Genomic DNA, 26,977 nt, shown 5'->3' with positions numbered 1-26,977 from the left:
GCGGTTCTTGTTGTTGCTCTTTGAGGGGCGACGACCGGTAAAATCAGGAAAGAGGCAATGGCTAATATCATCACCCTCGAGAACGGGGAGGAGATCGACGTCGATGCTTTCCCTCTTCCCGAGGGGGTGAGCGACGAGCTGTTCAACATGACGCAGATCGCAAAGGCGATGAACACGTCGACGGTCACGATCACGCGGTGGATCGACCAGGGTTTTCCTATTCACCAGAAGGGCGGCAACGGTCAGGCTTACGAGTTTCGCCTGAGCCATTGCTACGCTTGGCGAATGTGGCGCGAACAGTCGGACGCGGCGGATCGGGCGCGCAAGGACGAACTGGCCGGTCAGCTGGCGATGCAGTTCCTGGGGGGCGAGGAAGAGGCGGGTCACCTTAAGACGCAGCTGTCGCCGAAGGAGATGAAAGCCCACCTCGAGGTCGAGATGGTGCGCAACCAGGCGGCACTGCAGCGAGAGGAACTGGTCAAGAAAGCGCATGTCGAGCGTGTGCTTGAGGGCGTGCTGATAACGTTCCGGCAGGCGATGACGAACTTGCCGGACTACATGGAACAGGAGTTCAGCCTGAGCCCGATCCAGGTCGAGAAGGCGGAAAAATATTGCGACAGCCTGTTGCACGATATCCGTCTACAGATGAGCGAGGCGCGCTTTGCCGTCGGTGAGGTGGTCTCGGTGGCGGATCACAGGGGCAGGTCTGCGTAATGGTGGAGATGAGCGACCGGGCGATCGGCCAGGTCATCGAGATCCCGCCGTTGCCGCCGTTCGCGTCGGCGCGGGATATCCTGGCCGATGCCTTGCCGCTCTTGGATGCGCCCAGCCGGATCTCGCCGGTGGCCGCGGCGGAGCGGTACATGCGGGTCGAGGCGCGGGGCGTGTGGGCGCAATACGATTGCGATGTCACGCCTTACATGGCCGAACCGTTGGAAACTATGCAGTCGCGCCTCTATCGCGGGGGTGCCTTCGTTGGTCCGGCCCAGTCGGGTAAGACGCTTGGCCTGGTCGTCATGGTGACGCACCCGGTTAGCTGTGACCCGGCGCCGGTGCTGATCATCCACATGGATCGGCCGAGCCGGGACCGCTGGGTCGAGGAATCGCTGAACCCGGTGATCCAGAACAGCCCGGCGTTGCGGGATCTGCTGGGCCGGGCGCGGGACGACGACACGTTCAGCCGCAAGCGGTTCCGCGGCATGCGGCTTGCGATCGGTTACCCGACGCCGCAATGGCTGTCCTCGGCGAAGTATCGTCTGGTCGCCCTGACGGATTTCGACCACTTCCCGCCCGAGCTGGGCGTGCGCAAGGATGCGCCGGAGGGTTCGGCCTTCGACATGGCAGTCGAACGGGTCAAGACGTACATGTCGCGGGGTTTCGTCTTTGCCGAGAGCACGCCCGCCTGGCCCGTGAGCGATCCGGCTTGGGCGGCTTCGGCGAATGAGCCGCACGCGCTGCCCCCGGTGAAATACGGGATCGTGAAACTCTACAACACCGGCACGCGGGGCCGGTGGTATTGGGAATGCCGCGATTGCGGCGAGCTCTACGAGCCGAGCTTCGACAAGCTGCACTTCGACGAGGACCGGCCGCCGCGCGAGGCCGGCGAGGCGGCGGAGATGGAATGCCCGCATTGCCATGCACTGACCGGGCCGCAGCACAAGAACGAGATGAACCGCGCCGCACGGCGCGGCCGGGGCGGATGGCTGCACGAGGCGGAGCATGGGGGCAACCTGGTGCCGCTCGGTGACAGCGCGATCCGCCAGTCGGACATCGCCAGCTGGTCGCTGGACGGGGCCGCGGCGACCTTCTCGACCTGGTCGGGTCTGGTGTCGAAATACATCGAGGTCAAGCGGCAGGCCGAGGAACTGGACGACGACCTGGGCCTGGCGAGGTTCTATTACACGAGCCTCGGCAAGCCATACGCTCGGGCGGCGTCGGATGCCGACGAGATGCTGTCGGTTGCCGCGCTCAAGGAGGATCGAACCACGACACCGAAAGGTGTGGCGCCCGAGTGGGTGAGGTTCATCACCGTGACGGCGGACGTCCAGAAAACTCGCTTTCCCGTTCAGATCACGGGATGGGGTGTCGACGGGACACGAACGGTCATCGACCGTTTCGATCTCTACAAGCCCCCGGCGGGTGCCGAGGGTGAAGACCTTGACCGGGCGTTGAGCCCGGCGAAATACGCCGGTGACTGGGATGTCCTGGTCGAGTTGGAAGACCGGCGCTGGCGCGTCGACGGCACGGAGTTCGAACTGCGGGCCTTTGCGCTGGCAGTCGATTTTCAGGGCGAGCCGGGCGTCAGCGACAATGCCGAACTGTTCTGGAAGGGGCGTCGCAAAGTCGGGCAGGGCGCACGATGGTTCCTGACCCGTGGTCATCCCGGTGTGCGCCAGCGCGACCGGGTCTGGCACGAGGCCCCGGGCCGGTCGAACCAGGGCAAGAAGCGCGGCGTCAAGCTGCTGAACATGGCCACGGACAGGCTGAAGGATTCGGTCACTGCCGCGCTTGTGCGGCCCGCCGGCACACCGCGCAGCTTTCCGCTGCCCGAGTTCCTGGGCGATGACCACTTGGCCGAGTTCTGCGCCGAGGTTCGCACCGACAAGGGGTGGGAGCCGAAGCCTGGCCAGAAGCGGAACGAAAGCCTTGACCTGTCGGTCCAGGCGCAGGCGCTGGCCGAGCACAAGGGTCTGCGCCGGATGAACCCGGAAAGCCCGTGGAACTGGGCCATGCTGGGGGCGGACAACCCGCATTGTTTCGCCGTCCATGCGACGGCCCCCGAAGCCAAGCCGAAGGCGCGCAAGCGTCGGGTCGGCAAGATGAGGATCTGATGGCCTACACACAAGACGATCTGACCAAGCTGCAAAAGGCGATCTCGAAAGGTGCGGCCGAAGTGCAGCTGGACGGTGAGCGCGTGCGCTTCCGCAGCCTGGACGAGATGCTGCGGCTCGAGCGCAAGATCCAGGCCGAACTTGGCATCACTGAGCGTCCGACTCGCCGGATGCACTATCCCAAAACTTCGACAGGGTGGCGCTGATGGGGGGATTTGTCGATCGGTTCGCGCCGCGGTGGGCTCTGCGTCGGGAAGTGGCGCGTGCGCAGCTGGACCTTTTGCGCGAGCGGCGCGCGGAGCGGAATGCATCTGCGCCGTATGCGCCGGTCGGTGGGGGGCGTCGCAGCAGGGAGTTCTACCGCAACAGCCGCGATCCGCATGGCACGATCTCGGGCGCGCGCCAGCCGCTGGCCTATATCGCGCGGGACATGCTGCGCAACAACCCGCGGGTGACGCGGGCCAACAACCTCTTTGCCGGTTATGTGGTCGGGTCGGGAATCCGGCCTGTGGTCGAGATGGTCAGCGAGGAAGATAAGGGGGACAAGAGCCGCATCGAGGGTTTGATCGAGGATCACCTTCTGACGACGGCGATCGATGCCGACGGGCACAGCACGCTCTTCGGGATGCAGAACCTGGCGCTGAAGACAATCCCGCTGTCCGGCGAGGTGCTGCTGCGGTATCGCCAGCGTCGCACCTCGGACGGGTTGCCTCTGCCGTTCCAGATCCAGTGCCTGGAAACGGATTATATCGCGCACACCAAGCACACGCTGGGTTCGCCCCAGGGCCGCAGGATCGAGAACGGTATCGAGTACGGGCCCACGGGTGCGCCGGAGGCGTATCACCTCTATGCCAATCATCCTGGCTCGCAATATGGGACCGGCGATATCCGCAGGGTGATGGCGGAGAACATCGCCCACGCGTTCCTGGTCGACCGGCCGGGGCAGCGCCGGGGGGTGAGCTGGTATGCCCCGGTGATGGCCGAGCTGCATGACCTGCACAAGTTCATGCAGGGCACGCTGAAGCGGCAAGAGGTTGCGGCGATGTTCGCCGGCATCCTGAAGAGGACGGGCGATGACGACGCGGGCGACGATCTCAAGGAGGCGCTTCTCGAGATCGAAGCCGGCGGGATTGCCGAGATCCAAGGATCTGACGAACTCGAGTTCACCGAGCCGCCTTCTGCGCAGAGCGCGGAGCCGATCGTGAAGATCATCGACCGGGTGATCGCCAGTGGCTTGATGCTGACCTATGAGGGATTCAGCGGCGATTACAGCCAGGTCAACTACACCAGCGGACGGATGGGCCGCATGGACCAGGACCCGATGATCCAGTTCTGGCAGAACGAGCTGGCTATCGCGCGCCTGATGGGGCCGGTCACGCGGTGGTTCAAGGAAGCGCTGTACTTCAAGACGTTCATCGAACCGGACAAGTACCGGCTGCGCTGGACCGCGCCGCGCCGGCCGGTGGTCGATCCGACCAAGGATTACCCGGCGCTGATCCGCAAGATCCGCGGCGGCCTGGCCACGCGGGCCGATGTCATCCGGGAAATGGGCCAGGATCCCGAGCGGATCTGGAACGAGTGGAGTGGCTGGGCCGCGCGTGATGACGAAGCCGGGCTGGTCTTTGACAGCGATCCGCGCCGCGTTTCGCTGTCCGGCGTGGCACAAGCCAAGGCCGCTAGCGCCAATGCCGTGGACGAAACCCTTACCGACGAGGATGAGACCGATGACTGACTTGACGATGCCACAGATCGCAGAGCGCATGTTCGGCACGCCGCTGCTGGTGGAACCCGCAAAGGCGGCCGTGATCGCACGTGCGTTTGCGCCGCGCCTGCTGGGTGCTGCGGCCGAGGTTCATGTGACCGCTGCAATCTCGGCCGACGCCGAGGCGGGCACCGTTGAAAAGCGCGCGGGCAGCATTCTGCACGAGGGCATGGCGGAACACCTCAAGGAAAGCCGCTCAGGGTTTATCCGGCACGGGCCGGTGGCGGTGATCGAGGTGACGGGTTCGCTCGTGCGGCGCGGATCGTGGCTCGGACAGTCGTCGGGCATGACCAGTTATGAGGGTCTGCGGGCGCAGCTGAAGGCCGCGGCGGCGGATCCGGAGATCAAGGCGATTGCGTTGGAGTTCGACACGCCGGGCGGTGAGGCGGCGGGTGCGTTCGAGCTAGGCGACCTGGTGCGAGAGATCCGTGAGACCAAGCCGGTTTACGGGTTCTGCGCCGAGTATGCCTTTTCCGCCGGCTACGCACTGGCCAGCCAGTGCAATTATCTGACGGTGCCGGAGTTCGGCGGCGCCGGCTCGATCGGCGTGATCATGATGCACGTGGAATACAGCGACCACCTGAAGAAAGAGGGTGTCACGGTCAATATCATCCGCGCCGGTGAGCAAAAGGCGAAGGGCAATTCCGTCGAGCCGCTGCCAGAGGACCTGCGCGAGGAGTGGCAATCGGAATCCGAAGCCATGCGCGTGCAGTTCGCGCAGCTGGTCGGCAAGGGTCGTGGTGACCGCTTCGACATGGCGGCCGCGCTGAAGACAGAGGCCAAGGCGTTCGGCGGGACCGAGGCGGTGCGCCTTGGCTTGGCGGACCGCGTTGCCGATCCCAAGAAAGCATTCGACGCGATGATCGCGTCGATCGTAGCGACCGGCGCGTGGGACGGGACGGTTCCCGCTCCCACGGCCAAGGTCACGAACCGCAGCTCCGGCTGCACAACCGGGGCGCAAACGCCCCACGCTCAGAAGGAGGCAGATATGCCTGATCAAGTGAAAGAGCCGGAAGCGCAAGGTGTGACCGGCGAGCCCAAGGCAGGCGAGGGCAAGACCTCGACCACATCCCCCACGGCGACGTCGCCGGCGGCGGATACCACGGCGCCCAAGTGCGACGCCGCGGCAATCACCAAGGCGGTCGCCCGCGCGGGTCTGTCGGCAGAGTTCGCGGCCGAGCTGATCGCGAAGAACGCGACCCAAGAGCAGGCGTCTGACGCGATTATTGACAAGCTGGCCGACAAGAAGGCCGGGGCCGATGGTGGCGATATCGTGAACGAGGCGCGCGTGGTGCATGACGGCGTCGACCGGATGAAGGCGGGCATGTCGAAGGCGCTGCTGAAGAAGGCCGGCGTTTCGGGTGGCGAGGCGAACGAGTTCTCGTCCATGTCGCTGCGCGAGATGGCGCGTCACACGTTGCAGGTGCGCGGCCTCGATATGCGCTTCGGTGGTGTGCAGCAGCTGGTCGGTGCGGCGTTCGTGCCGACGATGGCCGGCGGGCTGCACAGCACCAGCGATTTCGGTGAAGTCCTGGCCGACGTCGCGAACAAGTCGATGCTGATGGCTTACCAGGAGGCCGAGGAAACTTTCGAGCAGTTCACCAAGCGCACGACGCTGACCGATTTCAAGCCGACGAAGCGCGTGGGAACCGGCCTGTTCCCGGATCTTTCGGAGGTCGGCGAGGCTGGCGAGTTCAAGTACGGCACCATGGGTGACTTTGGCGAGACGATTGCGCTGCTGACCTATGGCAAGTTGTTCGCAATCACGCGCCAAGCGATCATCAACGATGACCTGGGCGCCTTCACGACTGTCCCCATGAAGGCCGGCCGTGCGGCCAAGCGCAAGATCGGCGACCTGGTCTTTGCAGTGCTGAATGCCAACGCGGCGATGTCCGACGGTACCGCGCTCTTCGCGTCGGCGCATGGTAACCTGGCGTCGTCCGGCGCGGCACCGTCCGAAACGACGATCGACGCGGCGCTGGTTGCCATGGCCGCACAGTCCCCGCGCGGAACGGATGCGGACAGTTCGGCCACGCTGAACATCCAACCCAAGTTCCTGATCTCGGGCTACACGCACCGTTCGGCGGTGCTGGCGGCGCTGATGTCGGAGAAGACGCCGGACACCACCGGTTCCAAGTCGCAGATGCGCTACAACACCGTCTATCAGGCGGCTGAGCCGATCTTCGACAACCGCGTCGCTGGGAGTGCGTGGTACATGGCGGCAGACCCAATGATGTTCGACACGATCGAGGTCGCTTACCTGGACGGCGTGACCGAGCCCTACATCGACCAGCAGGACGGCTGGACGGTCGATGGCACCGAATTCAAGGTGCGCGAGGACGTGGGCGTCAAGGCCACGGCCTGGGAAGGGCTTTACAAGAACGCCGGCTCCTAACCCGCGTTCCGATCCGAGCTGAAACGCCCGGCGCCGGTAAGGCGCCGGGTTTTGCATTTGCGCCCCGGCGCACAATTCGAGGAAAGAGAAATGCAGAACTATGTTCAACCAGGCGCAAGCCTGACCCTGCCCGCGTCGGAGGATGTCACTTCGGGCCGCGGGATCCTGATCGGCACCGTCTTTGGGATTGCGCAGCATGACGCAGATTCCGGCGATGACGTGTCGATCCTGCGTCATGGCGTCGTGACCCATGCCAAGACGAGCGCGCAAGCCTGGACGGTGGGCGCGAAACTTTACTGGGACGACACCAACAAGGTCTTCACGACCACGGCCAGCGGCAACACGCTGGTGGGTGCGGCAGGTGCTGCGGCGGCCAACCCGTCGGCGACCGGCACGGTTATCCTGGACGGCGCGGTCCGGTAATGACCGGGATCTTCGACGGCATGGCCGGCGTTCTGAACGACGTGTTCGGGGCGCCGGTCATGCATACGCCGGCCGCGACCGGCTTGCCGGTGGAAGTGCAGGGCATTTTTCGGCGTGATCCGATCGGTGTGGCAGACGAAGACGGCCGGGAATTTCTGGTGACCTCGCCATCCTTGCGTGTTGAACGGCCCTATGCAGCCGACATCCAGGCTGGCGACACGATCGAGGTCGGCGACGGCGCGCGCTTCACGGTTCTCAATGCGCAAAGGGCCACGGCCAGCCCGGCCTCCGATGCGCTGGTGGTGTTCGAGCTCGAGGCGATCGACGCATGAGTTTCAGAACAATTCTGCGGACGCAGGTCCGGGCGGCACTGGCGGCCTCGGATCGCCTGGGCATCGTCGAATTCTACGATGCATTCCCGCGCAATCACGACGCCGAAAAGTTGCCCTACTGCATCGTGCGCACGCCGCGCGAGCGGACGAACCGGGATCATGATTTCGGCGTCAACCGCGCGACAGAGGTCGTCGTGTCCTATCGGCGGGTCGGCGGGAACGACCTGGAGGACGAGCTCGATCTGGATGCCGACGAGGTTGTCGAGGTCGTGCTGCCGGTGCTGCGAGGCGTGGGGCTGCTCTACGGGCTGGACCTGACGGAAATCGACGTCGTGGCCGCGGGCGAGACCCGGCGGGGTGAACTGGACATGACATTTACCGTCGAGCGGCTGCTCGACGAGGACGAAGTTTAACACCGGCGCCGGCGGCGGCATCGGGCAAATCCGGGGGCAGGGCGCCCGGGCAACCTTGCGTTAACGGAGAGAGCAAATGGCGAAGAGCGCGGGACGGAATTACCTGGTGAAGAAAGGCGGCACGACCATCGCGTCTGTGCGGCAGAAATCGCTCAACTGGTCGTCGCAGATGATCGACGTGACGACCGATGATGACACGGGCGACACGACCTACCTCGATGACGTTCTGACCGGAAAGGCATTGGAGTGTTCAGTGGAAGGTCTGACCAACGACGACGTGTTCTCGGATATCGCGTTCTCAACCACCGACTCAGACAAGTTCCTGGACGATCTGACGATCGAACGCCCCAACGGGGACGAGATCTCGGGCGCTTTCATCCTGAGCGCCTATACCGAGACCGGAGCGTATCAGGACGCGGTGACTTTCACCGCGACGCTGACGCGCAGCGGTGCACACACGTTCACAGAGGCTTAATGCATGCGCGGTTTCGAGGACATCAGCGTCCGTTGGATGGGCGTTGACTACACACTCAAGGCGCGGGGCATCATGCCGCTAGTAGCGTCGATCGAGGACATCATCAGCGGGACCAGCGGTGTGCCGGCGGTGGCGATCCTGATGGGCCAGAATGGCGGGCCTACGGTTTCGCGCGTGTCCATGGCCTTTGCGGCTATGCTGCGCCACGCGGGTGCGCAGGTAAGCGATGCCGAGGTCTACCTTTCGGTGCAGGACGAGTTGCTGGACGGTAAAGGTGACGCGCTGAGCGCGATGTCGGATGCCTGCAACCTGCTTCTGGCGATCGTCAGCCCACCACTGGCTGAGAAGATGACCTCTGCGATGGAGGTCGTGGAAGATTTTGACGCAGTCGAGGACGCCGAAAAAAAGGACTAGGCGGCGGGCTTGTGCGGGCGCTGCATGACGCGGTGGTCGTGAACGGATGGGTTTCGCCGCGTGATTTCTGGGACATGGCGCCGGGCGAGGTGTGGTGGGTGGTCGAGGCGCACCGGCCGCGCCAGCCGATGGGCGGGGGCGAAGGTATGGGCGAGCTTTACCGGATGCTGAAGGAGAGCCAGGCGAAAGAGCGGGCTATGAGGGGCGATAGCGATGGCACGTAGTATTGGCGACCTCGAGATCCGCGTCGGAGCGGATGTCGGTGGTCTGCGGCGGGACCTGAAAAAGGGTGAGCGCGACATCCAGGGCTTCGGAGCGCGCGCCACCGTGATGGCGAAAAAGGTCGCGAAGGCCGGGGCGATCATCACGGCCGGTGTCGCCGCGGCCACGGGCGGGCTGCTGGTCATGGCTCGCAGCGCGGCCGAGACTGGCGCCGAGATCGAGCGGCTGTCGCGCCTGGCGAACACGACGCCGGAGACGTTCCAGAAATGGGCGCAGGCGTCGAAGACCGTCGGCATCGAGCAAGACAAGTTGGCCGATATCCTGAAGGATGTGCAGGACCGGGTCGGCGATTTCATGGCCACCGGCGGCGGGCCGATGGCGGATTTCTTCGAGAATATCGGCCCGAAGGTCGGTGTGACCGCGCAGCATTTCAAGGATTTGAGCGGGCCGGACGCCTTGCAGCTTTACGTCGATTCGCTGCAAAAGGCCGGATTGTCGCAGTCCGAGATGACTTTCTACATGGAGGCGATGTCGTCGGACCTTACGGCCATGCTGCCACTGCTGGCGAATGGCGGCCGCGAGATGAAAAAGTTGGGCGAGGAGGCTGCCGCCGCCGGGCTGATCATGTCGGACGATGCGGTTAAGGGGTCGGTCGAGCTCAAGAAAGAGCTGGACCAGCTGGCAACCGTCATCAGCACGCAGGTCAATAAGGCAATCCTTGAAAACAAGGAAGACATTACTGTGCTGGTTGCCGCGTTGGTGGATCTGGCGCCCAAGGTTCTGAAGGTCGTTCAGGTGTTTGTGGATTGGGCCGCCGCGGTTGTTGACGTCGTCGAGGCGCTTGCGCGGTTGAAAAATGAAGGCTGGACATCGTTTCGGATTGGCGACCCTTCGCGTTTTGAGGATGCACCGACGCTTGATCCGGGCAACCTTCCGGGTCGATTGGGTGAGATTCTCAGCGGTGGCAACGGAAACAACATTCCCCGTCCGTCGGGTCTTGACGTTCTAACTGACCAGTTGTCGGACAGCATTGACGGCGGGCAGGGCATGGACACGCTTGGTTTTGTCGCCGGCGGTGCAGGGTCGCCTTTTGGCTATGACGAGCAGTTCGTCGAGGATGTGCTGGGCCGCCTGGGCGAATTCATGTCGCGCCGGCAGGAGGTGATCAGCGAGGGGGCCTTGGCGGAGCGGTTGATCCACCAGGATCACGCCGAGCGCATGAAGGGTCTGGAAGACGATTCCATGGCGGCACGCCTGTCGGGCTTGCGCGGGGCGTTCGGTGATGTGTCGAGCCTGATGCAGACCGAGAACAAAAAGCTGTTCCAGATCGGCAAGGCCGCGGCGTTGGCGGACGCCACGATCAGTGGCTACCAGGCCGCAGTTGACGCATGGCAGAAGGGCATGAAGATTGGCGGGCCCGGGGTGGCAACGGCATTCACCGCCGCGTCTCTAGCGCGGACCGGTGCCCTTATCTCGCAGATCTCGGCGCAGTCCTATGGCGGAGGTTCGAGCGCCGCAGGCAATGGGGCGGGCGCGGGTGCGGGCGCAGGCGCGCCCGAGACAAGCCCGTCTCAATACTACACCGTGAACCTGCCCGGTGATGGACCGATCTCTCGAAACTCGGTGCGGGATCTGATGCGTATGATGAACGAAGAGATCGAGGGCGGCGCGACCCTGAGCGGGATCGTGGTGAACGGCTGATGGGCGTGATCTTTCAGCCTTTCTATGTTCTGCCGCGTGCGGATCTGCCGCTCACCCATGCGCGGATTGTGCATGCCGGCAATTGGTTTTCCGGTGGTACCGCGTCGGCCAGTGGTACCAATGCGGCCTTTTTCGAGGATGCGCCGATGGGATCGTTGACCTATGAGAAATGGCGGGCGGATGCGGTTCCGGCTACATGGGAATACGACCACGGATCCGAAGTTGTGGCGGATGCAATCTGCATCGCTGCGCATACGTTGGGCACCTCGGGCGCAACATTCAAGCTGCAGTACCATGATGGCTCGACATGGGTGGATCTGACCCGGGCTATCAGTCCCGAGAACGACATGCCTGTCATGGCGATCTTTGAACCCGTCGAAGCGCAGCGGTGGCGTATCAGTATCAGCGCCGCGTCCGAGGTGCCGGATCTGGGAGTGTTTCGCGTCGCCGATACGATGCAAATGCCTCGGCCGCTTTACGGCGGGCACGCTCCGATCGACATGTCGCGCCAAACGGTGATGCGCCAGAACAACTCAGAGACCGGAGAGTTTCTGGGCAAAACCCGTGTGCGATCCAGCCTGATGGCGCAGTTCGAGTGGCGGCACATCGACCCCGATTGGGTGCGCAGCTACTGGCGCCCGTTCATGCTGGCGATCGAGACCGATCCGTATTTTATCGCGTGGCGGCCGGCGCGGTTTTCCGAGGTGGCCTATGTCACGACGTCCCGGGCGCCCGTTCCACAGAACATGGGAATCAACGGATTGATGCAAGTCAGCCTGACCGGAACTGCGCGGGGGTATGATTGATGTCGAGCGCCACGCAACCGGGCCGCGAGGTCGTCCAGATCGTCGAGCTGATCGTGCCGATCTGCGCCAACGTGTTCGGCACCAGCCCGTGCACCGCCACAGGCACGGGCGATCAGAAGTGTTTCAACACGCGCGCCACGTGCCTGGATGCCGAGAATTTCGACGGCTCGGGCACGCTCAGCCTGTTCTTCTCGCGCCAGAGCGTTGCCGAACGGCGTATCGAGGGAGCGGATTACATCATCCCGTCCCTGCGATCGGTTTCGACCGCCCCGACCAAGATCAACCTGTCGGCCGTCGATCCCGACGCGACCGGACTGGGCAATCGCGCGGTGTGCGATATCGAGCTGATGGACCATCCGCACACCGACAGGGTGGTCGATCCGTACCTGGCCGATCGCAGCTATGATCCGATGGCGCGCGGCAGTTTCTGGACCAAGTGGCTGCGCCGCTGGAAATACCGCCAGAACATCACGGTAAAGGTGTATGAGGGATATGCCGGCCAGGCGTTGGCCGACATGATCAAGCGGCAATATGTTCTGATCGAGGTTAGCGGCCCGGATGCCTCTGGACGCGTCCGCCTGAAGGGCAAGGACATCCTTCACAAGCTGGAAGAGCGCAAGGCGCAGTGTCCTGAGGCGTCGCCCGGCGTGCTGCGCACCGCGCTTCTGGCAGGGGCCAAGGCGCTTGCCGTCGCGGGCGCCAGCCTGTCGGACTACCCCGCAAGCGGTCTCTTGCGAATTGGTGACGAGTTCATCGCGTATTCGGCCCTGTCCGGGGTGGATGGTGTGCTGACCTTCACGGTGTCCGAGCGCGGCGCCGAGAACACGGTGGCGGCGGACCACGACGCCGAGGCCGCGGTGCAGCTTTGCAAACAGTATACCGCTGCCACGGTGCAGGAGATCGTTGAGGATCTTCTGACGACACATGCCGGCATAGACCCCGCCATGATCGACAGCGCCGGCAGTTTCGCGCAGGAGGTAAGCCGTCACCTGTCAAGCTACCGACTGAACACGATCATCAGCGACCCGGTGGCAGTCAACAAGCTGATCGCCGAATTGCAGGCACAGTGCGGTTTCTTCATCTGGTGGGACGAGCGGGTGGCCTTGATCAAGATGCGGGCAATCCGCGGGCTAGAGACCGAGCCGCCGACGCTGACGGAGCGGGACCACATCATGCCGGGCCTGTCGGTGAGCGAGTTGCCCCGCAACCGCGTGAGCCAGGCGTGGGTCTATTTCAGCGTGCGAGACTGGACGCAAAGCCTGGACGCCGTGAATTTCCGGCAGGTCCAAGTCGTTGCGGACTTGGCCAGTGAAAGCGAGGATCGTCACGGCGACCCGTCGATCCGCAAGTATTTCTCGCGCTGGCTGCCCACGGGCAACCTGGCGTTTTCGTCCGGGTTTAAGATTGTGAACCGGTATTCTGAGATCCCGAGCGAGGCGGGCTTCCAGGTCGATGCCAAGGATGGGCACGAGTACTGGGTCGGCGATGTCTTCTACCTGTCGCACGGGCGGCTGGTGGACGCGCACGGCGCCCCGGTGATCGAGCAATGGACGGTCGTCAGTGCCGACGAGGTCGTGCCGGGCGAGACGGTCGAGTACGTCGTCGAGAACACGCAGCTTTATGGCCGGGTCTATGAATGGATGGCGGATGACGCCGGAGTCTATCCCGGGACATCCGCCGAATTTGCCGCGGCCTACTGGGGCGATTCCGATGGACTTTTGTCGGATGGCACAAAAGCGGCCACGTGGGGGTAGAGCATGACAAGTTTCACGAGCATTCCGAACACCGAAATCGCGCAGGACAAGCCGATCAAGGCAGAGACTGGATTGGCGCTGAGAGATAATCCGATCGCAATCGCGGAGGGTGGATCGGGTGCCCCGAAGATCGCGAAGAAGATCGTCTCTGCCCAATCGCCCGGCGGGAACGTCACCATTACGGACCTCGATGATTTTGCCGGCGTGCTGGTGCACGGCGTTGTCTTTTCGGATGACAGCGGACCCAGCATGACAGTTGAGTTCAGTCTGAATAATGCGTCGAGCTTTTCCGGCTCTGTGATCGTGGGGCAATTCAATCAACAACTGCGGGCGTCATTTTCGTTTTGGCTGGACTTTGCCACCGGCGATTTCGTTTCGGTCGGAGAGTTCAATTCTGCACTCCGCGTCACCGGTACCTTGGTCGGATCGAGCGTCGCCATCACCGATCTGCGATTCAGCTGTACCGATCCCTTCGCGCTCCTGATCGAGCCGAACGGGGGGCAGAGCGCGACATGATCCGGGTGAATGCCACGGTAAGCGCGCGGACCGGCAAGGTGGTCATGGTCGAGGAGGAGGTTCTCGACCCATCCCCGGGCAGCGCGCCTAAGGCCGTTAGCAGATACCAGTTCAAGGCGGCATTGATTGCTTTAGAAAAAATGGGTGAAGTAACGTTGGCGATGAGCGGTGCCAGCCCAATGGTTCAGCTGGCCTGGGCAGAGGCGCCCGAAATGCGCCGCGCGGATGCGCTGGTCGGCTTCATCACTTCGCAATGCAATTACTCCGACGCGGATCTCGACGAGATTTTCAGCACGGCGTCGGCAATCACCTAACCAAAAGGCGGAATCAGTAAATGGCGACGAACACCTGCACGGTGTCCGGGCAAATCGTGTTGCCCGACGACACCGATGTGACCGGCGGGCGGCTGGTCTTTCGGCTCAGTTCTTACGATGTGGACGGCGGCGAAACCGTCTCTGAGGCCACGGTCGTCACGACGATCGGCGGCGATGGGTCCGTGTCGGTCGATCTGTGGCCGAACCATCGGGGTGTGAAGGCAAGTTACTATACCGTTTCGCTCGTTCGCGAAACGTCGGCCGGCGATGTAGCATTTGACCTTGGCCGTATTCAGGTTCCGGACGAGTCGTCCGCCGATATCAGCGACCTTTTGGGTGCGCCGCTTGTGTCTGAGACGGTCAACTGGACAACGTTGACGGCAAGTGAATTGGATGCCCTGACAACAGAAGAGGAACTGGAAGACGCGATCACCTACGGTGGCGTAGTCAATCTGAACAACTACGGCGGAACGGCTCAAGCGGTGACTGCCGACACCAACGCGAATACTGGTAACGTGGTGATCGCGTCCGGCCTCAAGGTTGCGTATCGTCCCCCCAGCTCGAATACTGGACCGAACCCGACTTTGGCCCTCAATGGTGGCGACGCCTACCAGATCAAGCGCAACGGGGGCAGCGACGTCGTTGAAGGCGAGATCGTTGGTACTCGGTTGCACATTTTGCGTCTGAGCGGTGGAGAGGGAAGTCAACGTTGGGAAGTCGTATCCGGCAGCGGCAACCTTTACGAAAATACGCAGCCCTATTCCAGCCGAGCCGCCTTTATCTCCGCAACCGTTCTGGCACCGGTGGTACAGGCGTCTTTCGTGGTCAACGGGCGCAAGCTGGACGTGATCGACGACGCTGATGGTGAGATTGGTCCCACTGCAGACGGGCGTATGTGGTCCCCGGCCAACGCGCCGCATCTGTGGCACTTCATCACGAACGCGACCCCCGGCACCACGAATATCACTGAGGCCGTTCGCAAGCTGCTTACGTTCTGCACCGAAGCGGGGCAGACTGCGCATTTCGATGGTGTCGGCTTTGGCCTGATCGACACGGATGCGGAGATTACCTACAGCTGCTCGGTCGAGTGGGGTGGCTTGATCGTTCAGGGTAACGAGGAAGCTGTGATCGGCAACCCGGTTGCGGGTGACGTGACACGGATGCTGATCATTGAAGACAGCACGACACCGCTTGTCACCGGCACAATCACCACGGGCGACGACCTGACGCAAAGCAATCTCGCCATCGGATCACACACGCCGACCGCCGATTACTTCGAAGGCCCCGGCTATGCCCGCTTCCAGATGAACGGCGTGCAGATCCCGAACCGCGACCGCGATGCGGCAGGAACCGCGACCGAGGACTGGGATCAGTCCGTTTGGGTGAACCGCAGCGGGACCTGCGTTTATCCCATGTCAGTTGACGGCAGCAGCTCGACCAGCGTGAATTACCAGTACCGCGCGGCTCCGGCCTCGGGGTGGATCACGCAGCGCGGCCTGACCGTGGACATGGATAGTTTCAACCACTGTCAGGTGATGACAGTTGCTCGGAATTTCGTGAACTTCGAAACTACGCAGGCGCTTCCTGGCGCTTCGCCTGTCTCCGACAGCTGCAACCGCCTGATCTATGTCATGGACGCAGGCAAATTCACGATTGACGGAATGTCGGCTACGGCGCAGGAGCCAGGGGGCGATGGAGGTGGCACGTACATCTTCCGCGCCCGTGGTGCCGCTGAAGTGACGATTGAAAACGTGCTGGCTCAAGAGGGCTGGGGCATGATGGCAACGGACCAGATGAACGGTTTCTACGTCAAAAACTGTGCTATCAACCGTGTCGACACGCATGGGCTTTCGGGTAACTTCTTCATCTCTGATACGACGCTTCGAGAGCACGGCGTCACCTATGGCGCGTTCTTCGGTGTCATGAAAATCACCAACCCGACGCTGAACTCGTGCCCGGCACTCCATGCCCGGTCTGACTACGGAGGATACTGCTTTGGTGACCTCTCTGTAACTGGCAAGATCAACTACATCTCGAACGGTGGCCGCGCGATTATCGTCGACCACGAGACCAATCCAATTGGCGTCGAGGGGTTTGATTTGCCCGTAGCCTACAGCGTTCACGTGGGTGAGATCACGGTGTCGCAGGCCAACGACAACGCCAGCGGAACCACGCTCTGCCCCTGGGCGCTGACGGTCGAGACGGATTGCGACGTCTATGTTCCGCATACAAGCGTTTTGGAAGGTGCGAAGGGGTTTAAAATCCGGGTCGAATTGCCCCTGGATTTCAACAACCTGCAACGCTGGGATACAGACGACGACGCAAATTTCAATGATGAGCCTGTCCCGATCCTGGAGATAAGCCGGATGCGCGGGGTGCGTGCGCCGACGGCTGTGGGCGATGGTCTGTACTTTCCGGCCAACACCATTTCCGGGGCTGGCGATTTCGACCTGAAGCTTCTGATCGATAATTGCCTCAACTTCTCGGTCGATTTGGGCGATTTCGACGGGGCGGAGATCAAGACCCACGACAACCAGTTCTACCGCTTCAACGCAACGAACCGGATCGTGTCGAAGGGCGATGAGTTCCTTGAAGCTCAGCTCGGCGGCGCGGAAACGGAAGCGTCTGCGGGCGGCACTGGGTCCCTGTTCTTCAACGCGTTGGTGACGGGCGATAACTGGGATTTTGCCGACGCGAACGCAATCATCGGAATGGTGATCGAGAACAGCCCGTCCAACGTGTCGCTACCCGCGACAGTTACAGAAAGCCAAGCATTCACCGGCTGGCAGGCGTGAGCCGCTCGACCTGAAAGAGCCGGCCGCCGAGAAGGCTCACATAATTGCCCAAACATTGAAACGAGAGGCTCCTCGATGCCCGACGAAAACTGGACCTTGCTTCGCTACAAAGTTGACGAACAGTCGCGTGAGATCCGCGAACTGAGAGATCACGTCGAAAAGCTGGAAAAGCGGGCCGTCGAACGGGACCAGGAAAGATCGGCGCAAGAGCGAAAGCAATTGCTGGCCGGCATCAGCTTTTTGGGTGCAGTGATCATCACGCTTGGAAGCGTCCTCTGGTCTTATCGCGCGGTCATATTCAAGGGGGTTAATTGATGATGTGTTCCACCACGCTTCGTGCGCTCTATGCCGTGTTGTATTCCTTTGTCGCCGTCATCCTGGTCATGGCGTTGTGGTTGGTGCTTTCGACCGACCTGATCATGCGGCCGACGGCCATTCACTACGACGACCGCAGGGTGACGTTCGTGCGGGAAACGCCGTTCGGTGATGTCTGGGGGATCTGGTCGACCGAGATCCGCGTGACGGGAACCGGGGAGGAATGCCCGAGCGGTCGCAACCGCGCCCTCTACCAGGTCAAGGACGATAACACGGTCACCTATTACCTCGGCCCATGGGCCGATCGCTGCCTCGAGCAAGGGCCCCCGCTCGTCATTGTCGACACATGGCAAGCTTTGCTCTTCGGCGTCATTCCGTTGCGGCCCGTTCGGATCACCACTGTCATCGAAATCGCGGAGTAAGTCCTATGAAACTCTTGAAAGACGCCGGGCGCATTGCGACCCGGGCCCATAGCATGTGGGCAAACTATCTCGGTATCCTTTGCCTGATCGCACCGGAAATGATCTATATCCTGTTCGAGCGTGACACGAACCCGCGCCTGTGGTGGGTCGCCGGGATCGCCTTGATCATCTACGGCATCATCGGTCGGCTGAAAGACCAGGGCATCACGCGCAGTCCCGCTGTCGTGGCGCTGCTGGCCATTCTGATGTCCGCCGGGGCTCCGGCGCCGGCCGAACCTGCCAAGGGCACCACGGAAGCCGCTACGCTGGCTGTCGCGGTGCCGCTGATCGCGAAGTGGGAAGGCCTGCGGACGACAGCCTATCGAGACATCGTGGGCGTCTGGACGGTCTGCTACGGAGAAACCAAAGGCGTTCGCCCGGGCGACACCTACACAGAAGCCGAATGCCGGGCGATGCTAGCCCGCGAGGTGGCTGAGTATCGCGCCGGCCTGCATCGGTATTTCACCGAGGCGACAAAGCAATCCCGCCTGACGCCAGAGCGAGATGCAGCTTATACCTCGTTGGCCTACAATGTCGGCACAAGGGGAGCCGGCAAAAGCACGGCGGTTCGCCGCTTGAACTCTGGCGATATCCGTGGCGGTTGCCATGCTATCGGGTGGTGGAACAAAGCCGGCGGCCGCGTCGTGCGCGGGCTTGTGAACCGGCGCCAGGACGAAATCGCCCTTTGCCTTCGTGGGCTCACATGATCACCCGCTACGCCCTCATCGCCGCCCTTCTGGCCTGTCTGGGCCTCGGTGGCGCCCTCTGGTGGCAGTCTGACCGTGTGGCCGGTCTGGAGGCGGACAAGGCGCGCTTGGAGCGCTCGGTCTTGAGCCTCGAGGCGGCACGCGCCCAGGCCCGCACCGCGGCCCGTGTGGCGCAGGCTGAGGCAGAGCGCCAGCGCGCCCTCGCTGCCGAATACGAACAGGTCAAAGACGCTTTCCGAGAAGGAGATTTCGATGCGCCGCTTCCTGATGATTTCCGCGCTCTGCTTGATCGCATCCTGCGGCCCGGAGAATGAGATCGAATACGTCACGCCCGATGTGCCGGCCGAGCTGCGCACGCCGGTGCCGGTGCCGAAACGGAAGGCCGAGACGCTGGCCGATGTCGGCGTGATCCTGACAGACCATGTCCAGGCGCTCGGCAAGGCGAACGGCAAGATCGTGGCGATCGACGAGATCCTGACATGCGCAGAGACACAAGGCTGCGAGGAATGACCTTCTGGGGCTTTCTCGTGGTGTGCCTGCTGATCGGGGCGTTCTGGGCGCGCGAGAATCCGTATTTCGGTCCGGGCCTGTTCATTGCCGCGGTCGCGCTGGTCTGGCTGGCCTAGGCGCAGCCGAGCTGCGTGAGCGCGGGCACCGGGTCGTCGATCGCAACTGCCATCAAGTGAAACCGCACGCTTACCCGTGTTCGTAAAAACATCGAAAGGACTTCGTCATGGCTCTTACATCTGAAAACCAACGCATTCTTCCTGGCGACGGACGGATATTTTCCGCACTGCACCGACCGGGCTTGATGCACGCGCGGCCGGGTTCGGGCAGCGTCGTGCTCGAGGTCGGCGTGTACGATGGCGAAACGCTGACCTGGACCGAGGTTCAGACCTGGACAGAAAACGCCGACGTTTCGGTCGAGGTCGCGCGGGGCATGTTCCGGGTGACGCTGACCGGCGATGCCCAGTATGAATTCGTGGTGTGAGCCATGACTGTCGTGTCGACGTTGATCCGCCCGCTTACGCGGTCTCTTGTCACGGATCTGATCCCTGTCAGTGAGGCGCCGGCCCCCTACAGCGTCACCCTCACCGGCCTGACCGATGGCGAGGCTCGTCCCGGCGACCACGCGTCCATCGGCTTCACCACGGACCCGAGCGGCGGTACGATCACGCAGAGATGGGGTCTGACGCTCGGCGGCGATGATCTGGGAACGGATGCAGATCCCGATGATTTCACCGAAGGCGACGGCGGCACGCTCTATCTCCAAGTCACGCGCGACGGCGTGGTGGTCAATGCCTCTGCGCCGATCCGCGAGGCGGATCCTGAAATCACCGCCACGGACAGCCTGGACGGGCGCGACCTCACAATCACAGTCACCGAGAATGCCGGCGGGGATGCCGACTACGAGCTGACCGCCCTCACGCTCGATGGCGAGGACGTGCTCGGCGACGAGACGGGCACCGGCCCCTGGACCTATGCCGTGCCGTCGAGCGCCGCCGGCCAGGTCGTCGCATGGGAAGTCACCGCCACGAACTCGGGCGGCGAGGATATCGTCAGTGGCGCGGAAGCGGTCGCGGCTGATTTGACCGCACCCGAAGTCGTCGCATCTGACGACCTGGACGGGCGCACCCTCACGATCACCGTGGACAGCAACACCGGCAACCCAAGCCCCACCGCCAGCCTGACGACGCTCACGCTGGACGGCGATGATGTTCTTGAGGACACAACCGGCACCGGCCCCTGGGTCTACGTGGTGCCGGATAGCGCAGCCTCGCAGACAGTGACTTGGGAGGTCACGTCGACCAACGTGGTCGACAGCGACACGGCCAGCGGGTCCGAGGACGTGGCCGCGAACCTGTCCGCACCGGCAGCAACCGCCGCGCCGACCTTCACCGGAAGCGTGCAGGAGGGCGAGACTGTCACGATCAACGAGGGCAACTATACCGGCGCACCCAGCCCCACGATTACCGGCGTTCTTACCCTGGGCGGCGTGGACGTGACCGGCGACATGGACGGCGACGAATACACGATCCCGACCGACGCCGGCGGCGATGATCTGGTCTGGACCGAGACGGCCAGCAATGGCGTGTCACCCAATGCCCAGCAGAGCGTTTCGGAGACGGTTGTGGCGGACACCGCCCCGGCGCAGATGGCGGCGCCCACAGTTACAGCCACCAGCGCCACGGAGATCAGCGTAGACCTTGCAACCGCGCCTGACGATGGCGGTTCCGAAATCACCGGCTATGACCTGCGCTGGTCGACCAACCAGGCAGACTGGACAACATTGCTGGACATTGCCGACCCGCAAACCATTGACGAACTGACCGCCGAAACGGAGTATTTCGTTCAAACGCGGGCCGTGAACGCCGTCGGGCCTGGCCCGTGGTCCGCGTCTGGCTCCGACACGACAGATGCGGTCGCGGCCACGCTCACCATTACCAATTTCAGTTACAGCCGGAACGCCGATGGCGTTGCCCCGACGATCACTGCAAACGCCGCTGCCACAGGCACCACGACCGCGGACTATACCTGGCATGTCGTATTCGCCGCGACTGAGCAGACCAAGCCCGAGATTGACGCGTCCCCCAACAAGTTCACGGTTGTCAAAGACACCCTGCTTTTCTCGGCTGAAAGCATGGACATTGATAACTCCGTGATCGGCGGCAAAGTCTCTGCATACATGCAGGACAGCAGCGAACCGGCGATTGTCTCGAACGTGGTGAGCGACGACGCAGACTACGATGCGGTGGCCCCGGCGTTCAGCAGCTTTGTCATATCGAACGAAGACCCCGACGCTGCGGTGCTGACCGTCAGCAAAAACTCTTATGTTGCGCAGGGCGAGACGCTGGAAATTGGCGACCTTACGTTTGGCGGCGACCTTGCGGGTAACGTCGATGGCATCACTCGTACCAGCGCCCTGACCTACAGGGTAGACCTCGACACCGATGCAGAGCCGGGCGACACGCTGACGGTTGCACTGGCCCCTGGCACGCTGGTGGGTATCGACGCGGAGGACGTGTCCTTTGCCGCTCAGAGCGTGACGAACAACGTTTCTTCGTCGGCGCTTCTGGACGACGACTTCACCAGTGACACAAGCGGCGATTGGACGGTCAACCCGAGCGCCACGCTTACGTATGATGCTGTGAACGACTGCCTGCTGGTCGAACCTTCTGGGGCGTTCCAGGGCGTCAGCAGCCCGGCAATCACGGTCACCAACGGCGCGAGTTACCTCATAACGGTGAACGTCACCAACTTAGACCCGGAAGGCGTGCCCGCCACCCAGATTGACTGCCAATACGGTAGAAGTGGAAGTCTTGAGGCGTTCGGATCATGCCCAGCGGGTCAACGGGTCGCCGACAATACAACAGCCGATATCGTCCACACCGTGACCATCTCAAGCGGGACGGAACTTATCGTCACGCCCCGGTGCCGTGCCCAGGCAGATTTCCGAGTGAACTCAATTCTTGTTGAGGAAGTAGTCTAATGGCTGTGTTTCTGAGCGTTCTCGCAGCGGGTGTAAGCGCTATCCAGTTTGGTGCGCTGACGCCCTCTGGTTTCGGCGGCACCCCCATCTCCGAGGACGACGGCACTTACGGCGAGTTTACCGTTTCCGGTGGGGAAATCACGCCCAACACATCGCCCCTGACGGTTGGTCAAACCACGGTCGGCAGCACGACTGTAGATGTGGTCGCGGGCACGTTATCCTTCAAGCCAGATGCGAGCGCAGGGGGCGAACTTGCCTCTATCCTAGCCTTGGGTTCCGCCACCATATCCGGCAAGACCATAAAGGGACGTGCAGGTGAGCAGCTTTGGGTGAACAGCACCTTTAACAACCGCCCTTTCACGTCGGAAGTTACGGTTACCTCCCATGACGACAGCGACCGTCTGGCTTTTGTATCCGACACGAACCGGGAACTGAGGGCACCCACGAACCTTCGCTTCTACCAGTGCGATTTCATGTGGACCTTCAACGACGCCACGGCTAACTCGGCAGTCGCCGCAATCGCTGTGAAAGGAAACATCGACACGTTCACGGTCGAGGACTGTCTTTTGGATGGTGGTCTGGACGACAGCATCGTGACCTATGGTGACCCGTTCACCGCAGAGGACTATGGCTGGCGCGGCATGCTCGGCCTCGACGGCACCAGCAACGTAGTCGGCCCCTACAATGTCTTGGATTGCACGATCCAGTGGACTTGGCGCGGGCTGAATATGCCGGGTGGTGTTGGCGTCGTCTCCGTGATCGGTTGCACATTCCGCAAGTGCAGCGTGGACAGCCTGCTTATGTCGGGCACGTTCCCCAACGGGCGGAATGTGAAGTGGTGCAAGATCAAAGACCCGTTCCTCCTTGCCCCTGTGCAGGTCGCGGTTCTCTCCGTCGATACTGCGAACGACCGTATGACGGCGGACAGCGACCGCTTCGGCACCGTGGGCCAGTTCGTGACGATCAACATCGGCTCGGACACCACGACACCGCCTGCTGGCACCAACCTACCCGGCGTCGGCGGTTCTAACGACTACAGGTGCGAAATCATTTCCGTCTCAGGCGGACAGACGGTTTTAGAATTTGATGCAAATGTGGACATTACCGACAGCGGGACAGACGTTTTCCTCAACGTGGAACCGCCCCATGCCGATTGCATTCAGTTTGTGCCCCAGCCGACGGCGGAGGCGCAGAGAATGGAGGTGATGTTTAACGATATGTTCGGCGTGGCCGCCGCTGACGGCGAATGGTCGCAGGGTGTCTTTCCAGAGGATATCGCAGCCAATGGGGTGAACAACTACTACGTTGACGCTCTTATTGTCGGTAACATGTTTTGGGGCGCTAACGCTCTGGCGGTTAGCATATATGCGCCGAAGCGCGGTGTCATGGCAGACAACACCGCAGTGTCGCCACAAGGGGAAAGCTACTCCAAACTTGCACGCATCAGGGCTTTAAAAACGTGGCAGTCCCTCCCTGATAATATCCTGCTGTATAACAACGCATCGACCCAAAACCTGATAAGCGACGGCACGGGCCTTGTGGCAGCAAACCACGATGTAGACCCGGAAGATTACGCGTCCTCGGGACTGTTCGCGGGGACAGGCGGGTACAGCCCCACGACGCTTGAGGAATTCACAGCGGCCTTTGCAAGAACAGACCTGGACGGCGAAATCGACTACGATGCGCGGACCTATGACCTGCCTTCGATCAACGCCGCGTCCAGCTTCACCTTCACCGATGAAACTGGGGCCACGACCTCGACGCAGTACACCGCAGGGCCGCAGCAGATCACCAGCATCACCGACAGCGAGGGGGCCGCTTCATCCTACGGAGCTCTGGTGTCGGTTATTGGCGGGAACAGCCCGGAGTTTCGCGTGACAAGTGACGCTGGCGGCTCGTCGGTTGTGACGGACTGGACCGATACGCCGACGATCATGGCCGCGGGGAATTACCTGTGGGTGCGCGATACGTCCTCGGGCAGTGGTTCGACGGAAACGACCGTCCTTGTGCGCGTCGGCGCGGAGTACGACGAGTGGTCGATCACGACAACCGCTTAATTCCACGCAGGCGGAGCCATCCAAGAGCGCCGAAAATGCTAAGCGCCAGCATCGGCATGGAGGCTGGTATCGGAACGGCTGAAACATGAACGCTTCCGCTGAATTCATCCCAGTTGGACATGTCATCGAAGCTCGATACCCTTAGCGTCGTTATGTCGAAACTCATTTCTCGCCCATCAGGCCGCATGAAGCGCACATCTGAAATGCCGAACGATCGTTTGTACGCCATGCTGTATATCAATGTGTTGTCGATTTCGTTATTCAGGTTGAACCCGCCGTTTATTACTGACCTCGGACCAGCAGATAGCGAAATTCCCCACTCCACGGTGCCGAGCGGGTTTCCCGTGGAATCTCTTGCAGTGCTTAGGCCCCATTCGCTGAATCGGGCGGTACCATCCGGGTTCTCAACGAAACCAAACTGATCGCCGATGGTGAAGGTTAGGGCGGGCGCTTGCGTAGCCCAAAGCGTAGCCGCTGCCAAAAACATGCTAAAAGTCTTCATTTTTGCTCTCCTGATCAAAAGCGAGAGCGTCAAAGGCGGACCCTGATTCTGTCAAGAATAAAAGCTCGCATGGCGGCTAAGGCCAGTTGTCACTTTCATTCTAACTCATTGATTTCTATAAGCGCTAGTTTTGGAAGTTTTTTACGGTAAAGCATTGGCAAAGCGCTATTCTGCCTAGACCTTTCAGGTGCGCCACACTTCATCGCGCGTTTCATTCCGGGTATCTTGGCTGGCCAGCCTGCCGCGATGACGTCGGTTCGCGACCAGTCGGTGACGGGGCATCCGGGATGCCGGACCCTGATGGCAGGGGACGCGCATCCCGTGACCGTTTGCAGTCCAGGGGGCAGCTTCAGGCGCAAGAATGGCGCTGCCGAAGCCGCGAGCCGTGCGAGCGACGATATGGCGTTCTGGAGTTCTTCCTTGAATTGCAGAGAATATCCGCATTTCAAGGTCTTGCTCGGGAGCAATGTCCGCGGCTTCGTGCCGAGGGCGCAGAAACTCGAATCATGGAGTTCAGGGTGAAATCCGATGGCTGCGGTGCATCTCTGTTCGTCTGAGCCGTCCCAATTCCAATGTCCGGGTGGTGCCGGTGCCACGGGGGCGGGCAGGGGGCCACGCTCCGGCACCCTCAGGCCGGATGCATCCTGTTCTTTTTGCCCCGTGATCTCGATGCAAGGGCCGCACGTTGCCTGACCGGCCAGCCGACCCTCTTGCCGACAGGCCGGCGGCATAACCCTGCCGCCGGCCGCCCTGCGTGCAAGGGTCAGGTCGTGGCGGACGTCTTGGCCATCGCATAGTACAACGCGCCGCCGAGGCAGGCCCCGATCACCCAGTTATACCCGGACAGGAACCCGAACCACGGCACCCAGACCGTCGCGACCGAGAAGATCGCGGCGATGGCGAAAACCTTGACGGCGGTCAGGTTCCAGCCGTTGCTGTAGTGATAGCGCCCCCCGGACATGTCATAGAGGTCATCCAGGTCCAGGCTTTGCCCGCGATGCAGGTAGTAATCCACGATCATGATCCCGAAGACCGGGGCCAGCGTCGCCCCCAGCGTGTTGACGAAGCCGCTGATGCCGACCTCGCTGATGAAGCTGGTCCAGAACCCGCCGATGATCAGCGCCAGGAACGAGGTGATCAGCCCCGCCTTGCGAAAGCTGATCTTTTCGGGCGCGAGGTTGGCAATGCCATTCACCGCCGGGATGAAATTGGCAACAAGGTTGATCCCGACCGTGGCCGCAAAGAAGGTCAGCGCGGCGATGACCCCCAGCAGCACGCTGTCGGTGCGCTCGACGATAAGGCTGGGGTTGGTGATTTCCTCGCCAAAGACGACAGCCGCGCCCGCGGTGGTCAGCAGGGCCAGCGCCGAGAACAGGATCATGTTGAACGGCAGCCCCACCAGGTTGCCCATCACCATCGACCGCTTGTCGCGGGAATAGCGTGAGAAATCGCTGAAGTTGATCATCACGGCGGCGAAATAGGCCACCATCGTGCCGACGATCGCCACAAAGCCGTTGAACTCGGTAAGGAAGGTCGCATCCGGATTGGCAAAGATCGTGGCCGTCGCCTCGAGCAGCTGGCCGTCGGCCTTTTGCCACAGCACGATCAGCAGGCCGATCATCACCAGGTACACAAGCGGCCCGGCGATGTTCAGGAAGGTCTCGACCCAGTTCATCCCGCGCCAGAAGATCACGATGTGAAAGGCCCAGACGATGAGGAACGACAGCCAGTCGATCCCGGTCAGGCCCAGAACCTCGGCGCCGCCGGCCTCGAGCCCGGTCAGGGACCGGATCAGCAGCGCAACCGCGGTAGAGGCAAAGTAGACCTGCACACCGTACCAGAACACCGCGACCGTCGCCCGAAGAACCGCGGGCAGGCGCGCGCCGCTGGTGCCGAGGCTGGCGCGGGCCAGAACGGGGTAGGGGATTCCGTATTTCTCGCCCGGCGCGCCGGACAGGTTGACCATCCACATGGTAAAGAGGCCCGCGGCGATCAGCGCCGCAAAGGCGGTCCAGCCGCTGACCCCGTAGGATATGAACAGCGACGCCACCAGCGAATAGCCGAACAGCGACTGAACGTCGTTGGCCCAGACGTTGAAGATGGCGAACCACCCCCAGGTCTTTTCGCTGGCCTTGACCGGCTGCAGCGTGTTGCCCTCCGGGTCCAGCGTGGACCCTGCATGGCCGTGGTTTGTTTCGATTGCAGTCATTGTGTCCTCTCTGTCCGTCGACTTGATTATTGTTTTTTTGAATTGGCCCGGTGGCGTGTCGACAATCGCCGCCGGTCCGTGCC

General features: G+C 62.2%; 27 protein-coding genes. 25 read left to right on the top strand and 2 right to left on the bottom strand.

The window, feature by feature from the left end:
* The first annotated feature begins 57 nt into the window (after positions 1-57).
* The 25 genes from ACQY4V_RS07760 (at position 58) to ACQY4V_RS07640 (ending at position 24,183) form a co-directional block, all read left to right on the top strand.
* Positions 58-714 carry a hypothetical protein gene (locus ACQY4V_RS07760; protein ID WP_428516294.1) on the top strand — a complete coding sequence of 219 codons (657 nt, stop codon included), beginning with the start codon at positions 58-60 and terminating at the stop codon, positions 712-714.
* Positions 714-2,831: a terminase gpA endonuclease subunit gene (locus ACQY4V_RS07755; RefSeq protein ID WP_428516292.1), complete on the top strand. Its 2,118-nt coding sequence runs from the start codon at positions 714-716 to the stop codon at positions 2,829-2,831. The genes ACQY4V_RS07760 and ACQY4V_RS07755 overlap by 1 nt, the downstream gene beginning before the upstream one ends.
* Complete coding sequence (locus ACQY4V_RS07750; protein ID WP_428516290.1) at positions 2,831-3,037, top strand: phage head-tail joining protein; 207 nt, start codon at positions 2,831-2,833, stop codon at positions 3,035-3,037. Before ACQY4V_RS07755 ends, ACQY4V_RS07750 begins: the two co-directional genes overlap by 1 nt.
* Positions 3,037-4,563, top strand: coding sequence for a phage portal protein (locus ACQY4V_RS07745; protein WP_428516288.1), 1,527 nt, complete (start codon positions 3,037-3,039; stop codon positions 4,561-4,563). The genes ACQY4V_RS07750 and ACQY4V_RS07745 overlap by 1 nt, the downstream gene beginning before the upstream one ends.
* A complete protein-coding gene (locus ACQY4V_RS07740; protein ID WP_428516286.1) occupies positions 4,556-6,988 on the top strand; it encodes a S49 family peptidase in 2,433 nt (810 codons plus the stop codon). Before ACQY4V_RS07745 ends, ACQY4V_RS07740 begins: the two co-directional genes overlap by 8 nt.
* A gap of 90 nt (positions 6,989-7,078) precedes the next feature.
* Entirely contained in the window at positions 7,079-7,411 is a 333-nt protein-coding gene (locus ACQY4V_RS07735) for a DUF2190 family protein (RefSeq protein WP_152492643.1), read from the top strand.
* The gene (locus ACQY4V_RS07730; protein WP_428516284.1) at positions 7,411-7,743 is read left to right on the top strand and encodes a head-tail joining protein; all 333 of its coding nucleotides are present in this window, start codon (positions 7,411-7,413) and stop codon (positions 7,741-7,743) included. The genes ACQY4V_RS07735 and ACQY4V_RS07730 overlap by 1 nt, the downstream gene beginning before the upstream one ends.
* On the top strand, positions 7,740-8,156 hold the full coding sequence (locus ACQY4V_RS07725; protein ID WP_428516282.1) for a hypothetical protein: 417 nt from the start codon (positions 7,740-7,742) through the stop codon (positions 8,154-8,156). Before ACQY4V_RS07730 ends, ACQY4V_RS07725 begins: the two co-directional genes overlap by 4 nt.
* 76 nt (positions 8,157-8,232) lie before the next feature.
* On the top strand, positions 8,233-8,631 hold the full coding sequence (locus ACQY4V_RS07720) for a phage tail tube protein (RefSeq protein WP_428516280.1): 399 nt from the start codon (positions 8,233-8,235) through the stop codon (positions 8,629-8,631).
* A gap of 3 nt (positions 8,632-8,634) precedes the next feature.
* Positions 8,635-9,045 carry a hypothetical protein gene (locus ACQY4V_RS07715; protein WP_428516278.1) on the top strand — a complete coding sequence of 137 codons (411 nt, stop codon included), beginning with the start codon at positions 8,635-8,637 and terminating at the stop codon, positions 9,043-9,045.
* A gap of 11 nt (positions 9,046-9,056) precedes the next feature.
* Complete coding sequence (locus ACQY4V_RS07710) at positions 9,057-9,269, top strand: hypothetical protein (RefSeq protein WP_428516276.1); 213 nt, start codon at positions 9,057-9,059, stop codon at positions 9,267-9,269.
* A complete protein-coding gene (locus ACQY4V_RS07705; protein WP_428516274.1) occupies positions 9,259-10,968 on the top strand; it encodes a hypothetical protein in 1,710 nt (569 codons plus the stop codon). The genes ACQY4V_RS07710 and ACQY4V_RS07705 overlap by 11 nt, the downstream gene beginning before the upstream one ends.
* Entirely contained in the window at positions 10,968-11,774 is an 807-nt protein-coding gene (locus tag ACQY4V_RS07700) for a hypothetical protein (RefSeq protein ID WP_428516273.1), read from the top strand. The genes ACQY4V_RS07705 and ACQY4V_RS07700 overlap by 1 nt, the downstream gene beginning before the upstream one ends.
* On the top strand, positions 11,774-13,528 hold the full coding sequence (locus ACQY4V_RS07695) for a hypothetical protein (protein ID WP_428516271.1): 1,755 nt from the start codon (positions 11,774-11,776) through the stop codon (positions 13,526-13,528). Before ACQY4V_RS07700 ends, ACQY4V_RS07695 begins: the two co-directional genes overlap by 1 nt.
* A 3-nt stretch (positions 13,529-13,531) precedes the next feature.
* Positions 13,532-14,044: a hypothetical protein gene (locus ACQY4V_RS07690; protein WP_428516269.1), complete on the top strand. Its 513-nt coding sequence runs from the start codon at positions 13,532-13,534 to the stop codon at positions 14,042-14,044.
* Positions 14,041-14,358, top strand: a complete 318-nt coding sequence (locus tag ACQY4V_RS07685) for a hypothetical protein (protein WP_428516267.1) — start codon at positions 14,041-14,043, stop codon at positions 14,356-14,358. The genes ACQY4V_RS07690 and ACQY4V_RS07685 overlap by 4 nt, the downstream gene beginning before the upstream one ends.
* A 20-nt stretch (positions 14,359-14,378) precedes the next feature.
* Entirely contained in the window at positions 14,379-17,153 is a 2,775-nt protein-coding gene (locus tag ACQY4V_RS07680) for a hypothetical protein (RefSeq protein WP_428516265.1), read from the top strand.
* 75 nt (positions 17,154-17,228) lie between these two features.
* Positions 17,229-17,468: a hypothetical protein gene (locus ACQY4V_RS07675; protein WP_428516261.1), complete on the top strand. Its 240-nt coding sequence runs from the start codon at positions 17,229-17,231 to the stop codon at positions 17,466-17,468.
* Positions 17,468-17,890, top strand: coding sequence for a hypothetical protein (locus ACQY4V_RS07670; protein WP_428516260.1), 423 nt, complete (start codon positions 17,468-17,470; stop codon positions 17,888-17,890). Before ACQY4V_RS07675 ends, ACQY4V_RS07670 begins: the two co-directional genes overlap by 1 nt.
* A 5-nt stretch (positions 17,891-17,895) precedes the next feature.
* Positions 17,896-18,636, top strand: coding sequence for a lysozyme (locus tag ACQY4V_RS07665; protein WP_428516258.1), 741 nt, complete (start codon positions 17,896-17,898; stop codon positions 18,634-18,636).
* A complete protein-coding gene (locus tag ACQY4V_RS07660; RefSeq protein ID WP_428516256.1) occupies positions 18,633-18,950 on the top strand; it encodes a hypothetical protein in 318 nt (105 codons plus the stop codon). The genes ACQY4V_RS07665 and ACQY4V_RS07660 overlap by 4 nt, the downstream gene beginning before the upstream one ends.
* Positions 18,922-19,146 carry an Rz1-like lysis system protein LysC gene (gene lysC / locus ACQY4V_RS07655; protein ID WP_428516254.1) on the top strand — a complete coding sequence of 75 codons (225 nt, stop codon included), beginning with the start codon at positions 18,922-18,924 and terminating at the stop codon, positions 19,144-19,146. Before ACQY4V_RS07660 ends, lysC begins: the two co-directional genes overlap by 29 nt.
* A gap of 223 nt (positions 19,147-19,369) precedes the next feature.
* Positions 19,370-19,627, top strand: a complete 258-nt coding sequence (locus tag ACQY4V_RS07650; RefSeq protein WP_428516252.1) for a hypothetical protein — start codon at positions 19,370-19,372, stop codon at positions 19,625-19,627.
* 3 nt (positions 19,628-19,630) lie between these two features.
* Positions 19,631-22,126 carry a fibronectin type III domain-containing protein gene (locus ACQY4V_RS07645; RefSeq protein WP_428516250.1) on the top strand — a complete coding sequence of 832 codons (2,496 nt, stop codon included), beginning with the start codon at positions 19,631-19,633 and terminating at the stop codon, positions 22,124-22,126.
* Positions 22,126-24,183, top strand: a complete 2,058-nt coding sequence (locus ACQY4V_RS07640; protein WP_428516248.1) for a hypothetical protein — start codon at positions 22,126-22,128, stop codon at positions 24,181-24,183. The genes ACQY4V_RS07645 and ACQY4V_RS07640 overlap by 1 nt, the downstream gene beginning before the upstream one ends.
* Here the strand turns inward: ACQY4V_RS07640 and ACQY4V_RS07635 are convergent.
* On the bottom strand, positions 24,167-24,685 hold the full coding sequence (locus ACQY4V_RS07635; RefSeq protein ID WP_428516246.1) for a hypothetical protein: 519 nt from the start codon (positions 24,683-24,685) through the stop codon (positions 24,167-24,169). The genes ACQY4V_RS07640 and ACQY4V_RS07635 overlap by 17 nt on opposite strands.
* A 763-nt stretch (positions 24,686-25,448) precedes the next feature.
* On the bottom strand, positions 25,449-26,894 hold the full coding sequence (locus tag ACQY4V_RS07630) for an NCS1 family nucleobase:cation symporter-1 (RefSeq protein WP_428516244.1): 1,446 nt from the start codon (positions 26,892-26,894) through the stop codon (positions 25,449-25,451).
* Positions 26,895-26,977: the final 83 nt, after the last annotated feature.

It is taken from the genome of Roseovarius sp. (genome assembly GCF_965277045.1).
Taxonomy (GTDB): Bacteria; Pseudomonadota; Alphaproteobacteria; order Rhodobacterales; family Rhodobacteraceae; genus Roseovarius.
This window is presented reverse-complemented; position numbering and strand designations above follow the sequence as displayed.

Excerpts from the sequence above, each read along its gene's own strand:
- ACQY4V_RS07670 (WP_428516260.1), top strand. The coding sequence starts at position 17,468 with ATGATGTGTTCCACCACGCTTCGTGCGCTCTATGCCGTGTTGTATTCC.
- ACQY4V_RS07645 (WP_428516250.1), top strand. The coding sequence starts at position 19,631 with ATGACTGTCGTGTCGACGTTGATCCGCCCGCTTACGCGGTCTCTTGTC.
- ACQY4V_RS07705 (WP_428516274.1), top strand. The coding sequence starts at position 9,259 with ATGGCACGTAGTATTGGCGACCTCGAGATCCGCGTCGGAGCGGATGTC.
- ACQY4V_RS07735 (WP_152492643.1), top strand. The coding sequence starts at position 7,079 with ATGCAGAACTATGTTCAACCAGGCGCAAGCCTGACCCTGCCCGCGTCG.
- ACQY4V_RS07660 (WP_428516256.1), top strand. The coding sequence starts at position 18,633 with ATGATCACCCGCTACGCCCTCATCGCCGCCCTTCTGGCCTGTCTGGGC.
- ACQY4V_RS07750 (WP_428516290.1), top strand. The coding sequence starts at position 2,831 with ATGGCCTACACACAAGACGATCTGACCAAGCTGCAAAAGGCGATCTCG.
- ACQY4V_RS07755 (WP_428516292.1), top strand. The coding sequence starts at position 714 with ATGGTGGAGATGAGCGACCGGGCGATCGGCCAGGTCATCGAGATCCCG.
- ACQY4V_RS07665 (WP_428516258.1), top strand. The coding sequence starts at position 17,896 with ATGAAACTCTTGAAAGACGCCGGGCGCATTGCGACCCGGGCCCATAGC.
- ACQY4V_RS07695 (WP_428516271.1), top strand. The coding sequence starts at position 11,774 with ATGTCGAGCGCCACGCAACCGGGCCGCGAGGTCGTCCAGATCGTCGAG.
- ACQY4V_RS07760 (WP_428516294.1), top strand. The coding sequence starts at position 58 with ATGGCTAATATCATCACCCTCGAGAACGGGGAGGAGATCGACGTCGAT.
- ACQY4V_RS07640 (WP_428516248.1), top strand. The coding sequence starts at position 22,126 with ATGGCTGTGTTTCTGAGCGTTCTCGCAGCGGGTGTAAGCGCTATCCAG.
- ACQY4V_RS07730 (WP_428516284.1), top strand. The coding sequence starts at position 7,411 with ATGACCGGGATCTTCGACGGCATGGCCGGCGTTCTGAACGACGTGTTC.
- ACQY4V_RS07680 (WP_428516265.1), top strand. The coding sequence starts at position 14,379 with ATGGCGACGAACACCTGCACGGTGTCCGGGCAAATCGTGTTGCCCGAC.
- ACQY4V_RS07690 (WP_428516269.1), top strand. The coding sequence starts at position 13,532 with ATGACAAGTTTCACGAGCATTCCGAACACCGAAATCGCGCAGGACAAG.
- ACQY4V_RS07685 (WP_428516267.1), top strand. The coding sequence starts at position 14,041 with ATGATCCGGGTGAATGCCACGGTAAGCGCGCGGACCGGCAAGGTGGTC.
- ACQY4V_RS07630 (WP_428516244.1), bottom strand. The coding sequence starts at position 26,894 with ATGACTGCAATCGAAACAAACCACGGCCATGCAGGGTCCACGCTGGAC.
- ACQY4V_RS07745 (WP_428516288.1), top strand. The coding sequence starts at position 3,037 with ATGGGGGGATTTGTCGATCGGTTCGCGCCGCGGTGGGCTCTGCGTCGG.
- ACQY4V_RS07720 (WP_428516280.1), top strand. The coding sequence starts at position 8,233 with ATGGCGAAGAGCGCGGGACGGAATTACCTGGTGAAGAAAGGCGGCACG.
- ACQY4V_RS07715 (WP_428516278.1), top strand. The coding sequence starts at position 8,635 with ATGCGCGGTTTCGAGGACATCAGCGTCCGTTGGATGGGCGTTGACTAC.
- ACQY4V_RS07635 (WP_428516246.1), bottom strand. The coding sequence starts at position 24,685 with ATGAAGACTTTTAGCATGTTTTTGGCAGCGGCTACGCTTTGGGCTACG.
- ACQY4V_RS07650 (WP_428516252.1), top strand. The coding sequence starts at position 19,370 with ATGGCTCTTACATCTGAAAACCAACGCATTCTTCCTGGCGACGGACGG.
- ACQY4V_RS07675 (WP_428516261.1), top strand. The coding sequence starts at position 17,229 with ATGCCCGACGAAAACTGGACCTTGCTTCGCTACAAAGTTGACGAACAG.
- ACQY4V_RS07740 (WP_428516286.1), top strand. The coding sequence starts at position 4,556 with ATGACTGACTTGACGATGCCACAGATCGCAGAGCGCATGTTCGGCACG.
- ACQY4V_RS07725 (WP_428516282.1), top strand. The coding sequence starts at position 7,740 with ATGAGTTTCAGAACAATTCTGCGGACGCAGGTCCGGGCGGCACTGGCG.
- ACQY4V_RS07700 (WP_428516273.1), top strand. The coding sequence starts at position 10,968 with ATGGGCGTGATCTTTCAGCCTTTCTATGTTCTGCCGCGTGCGGATCTG.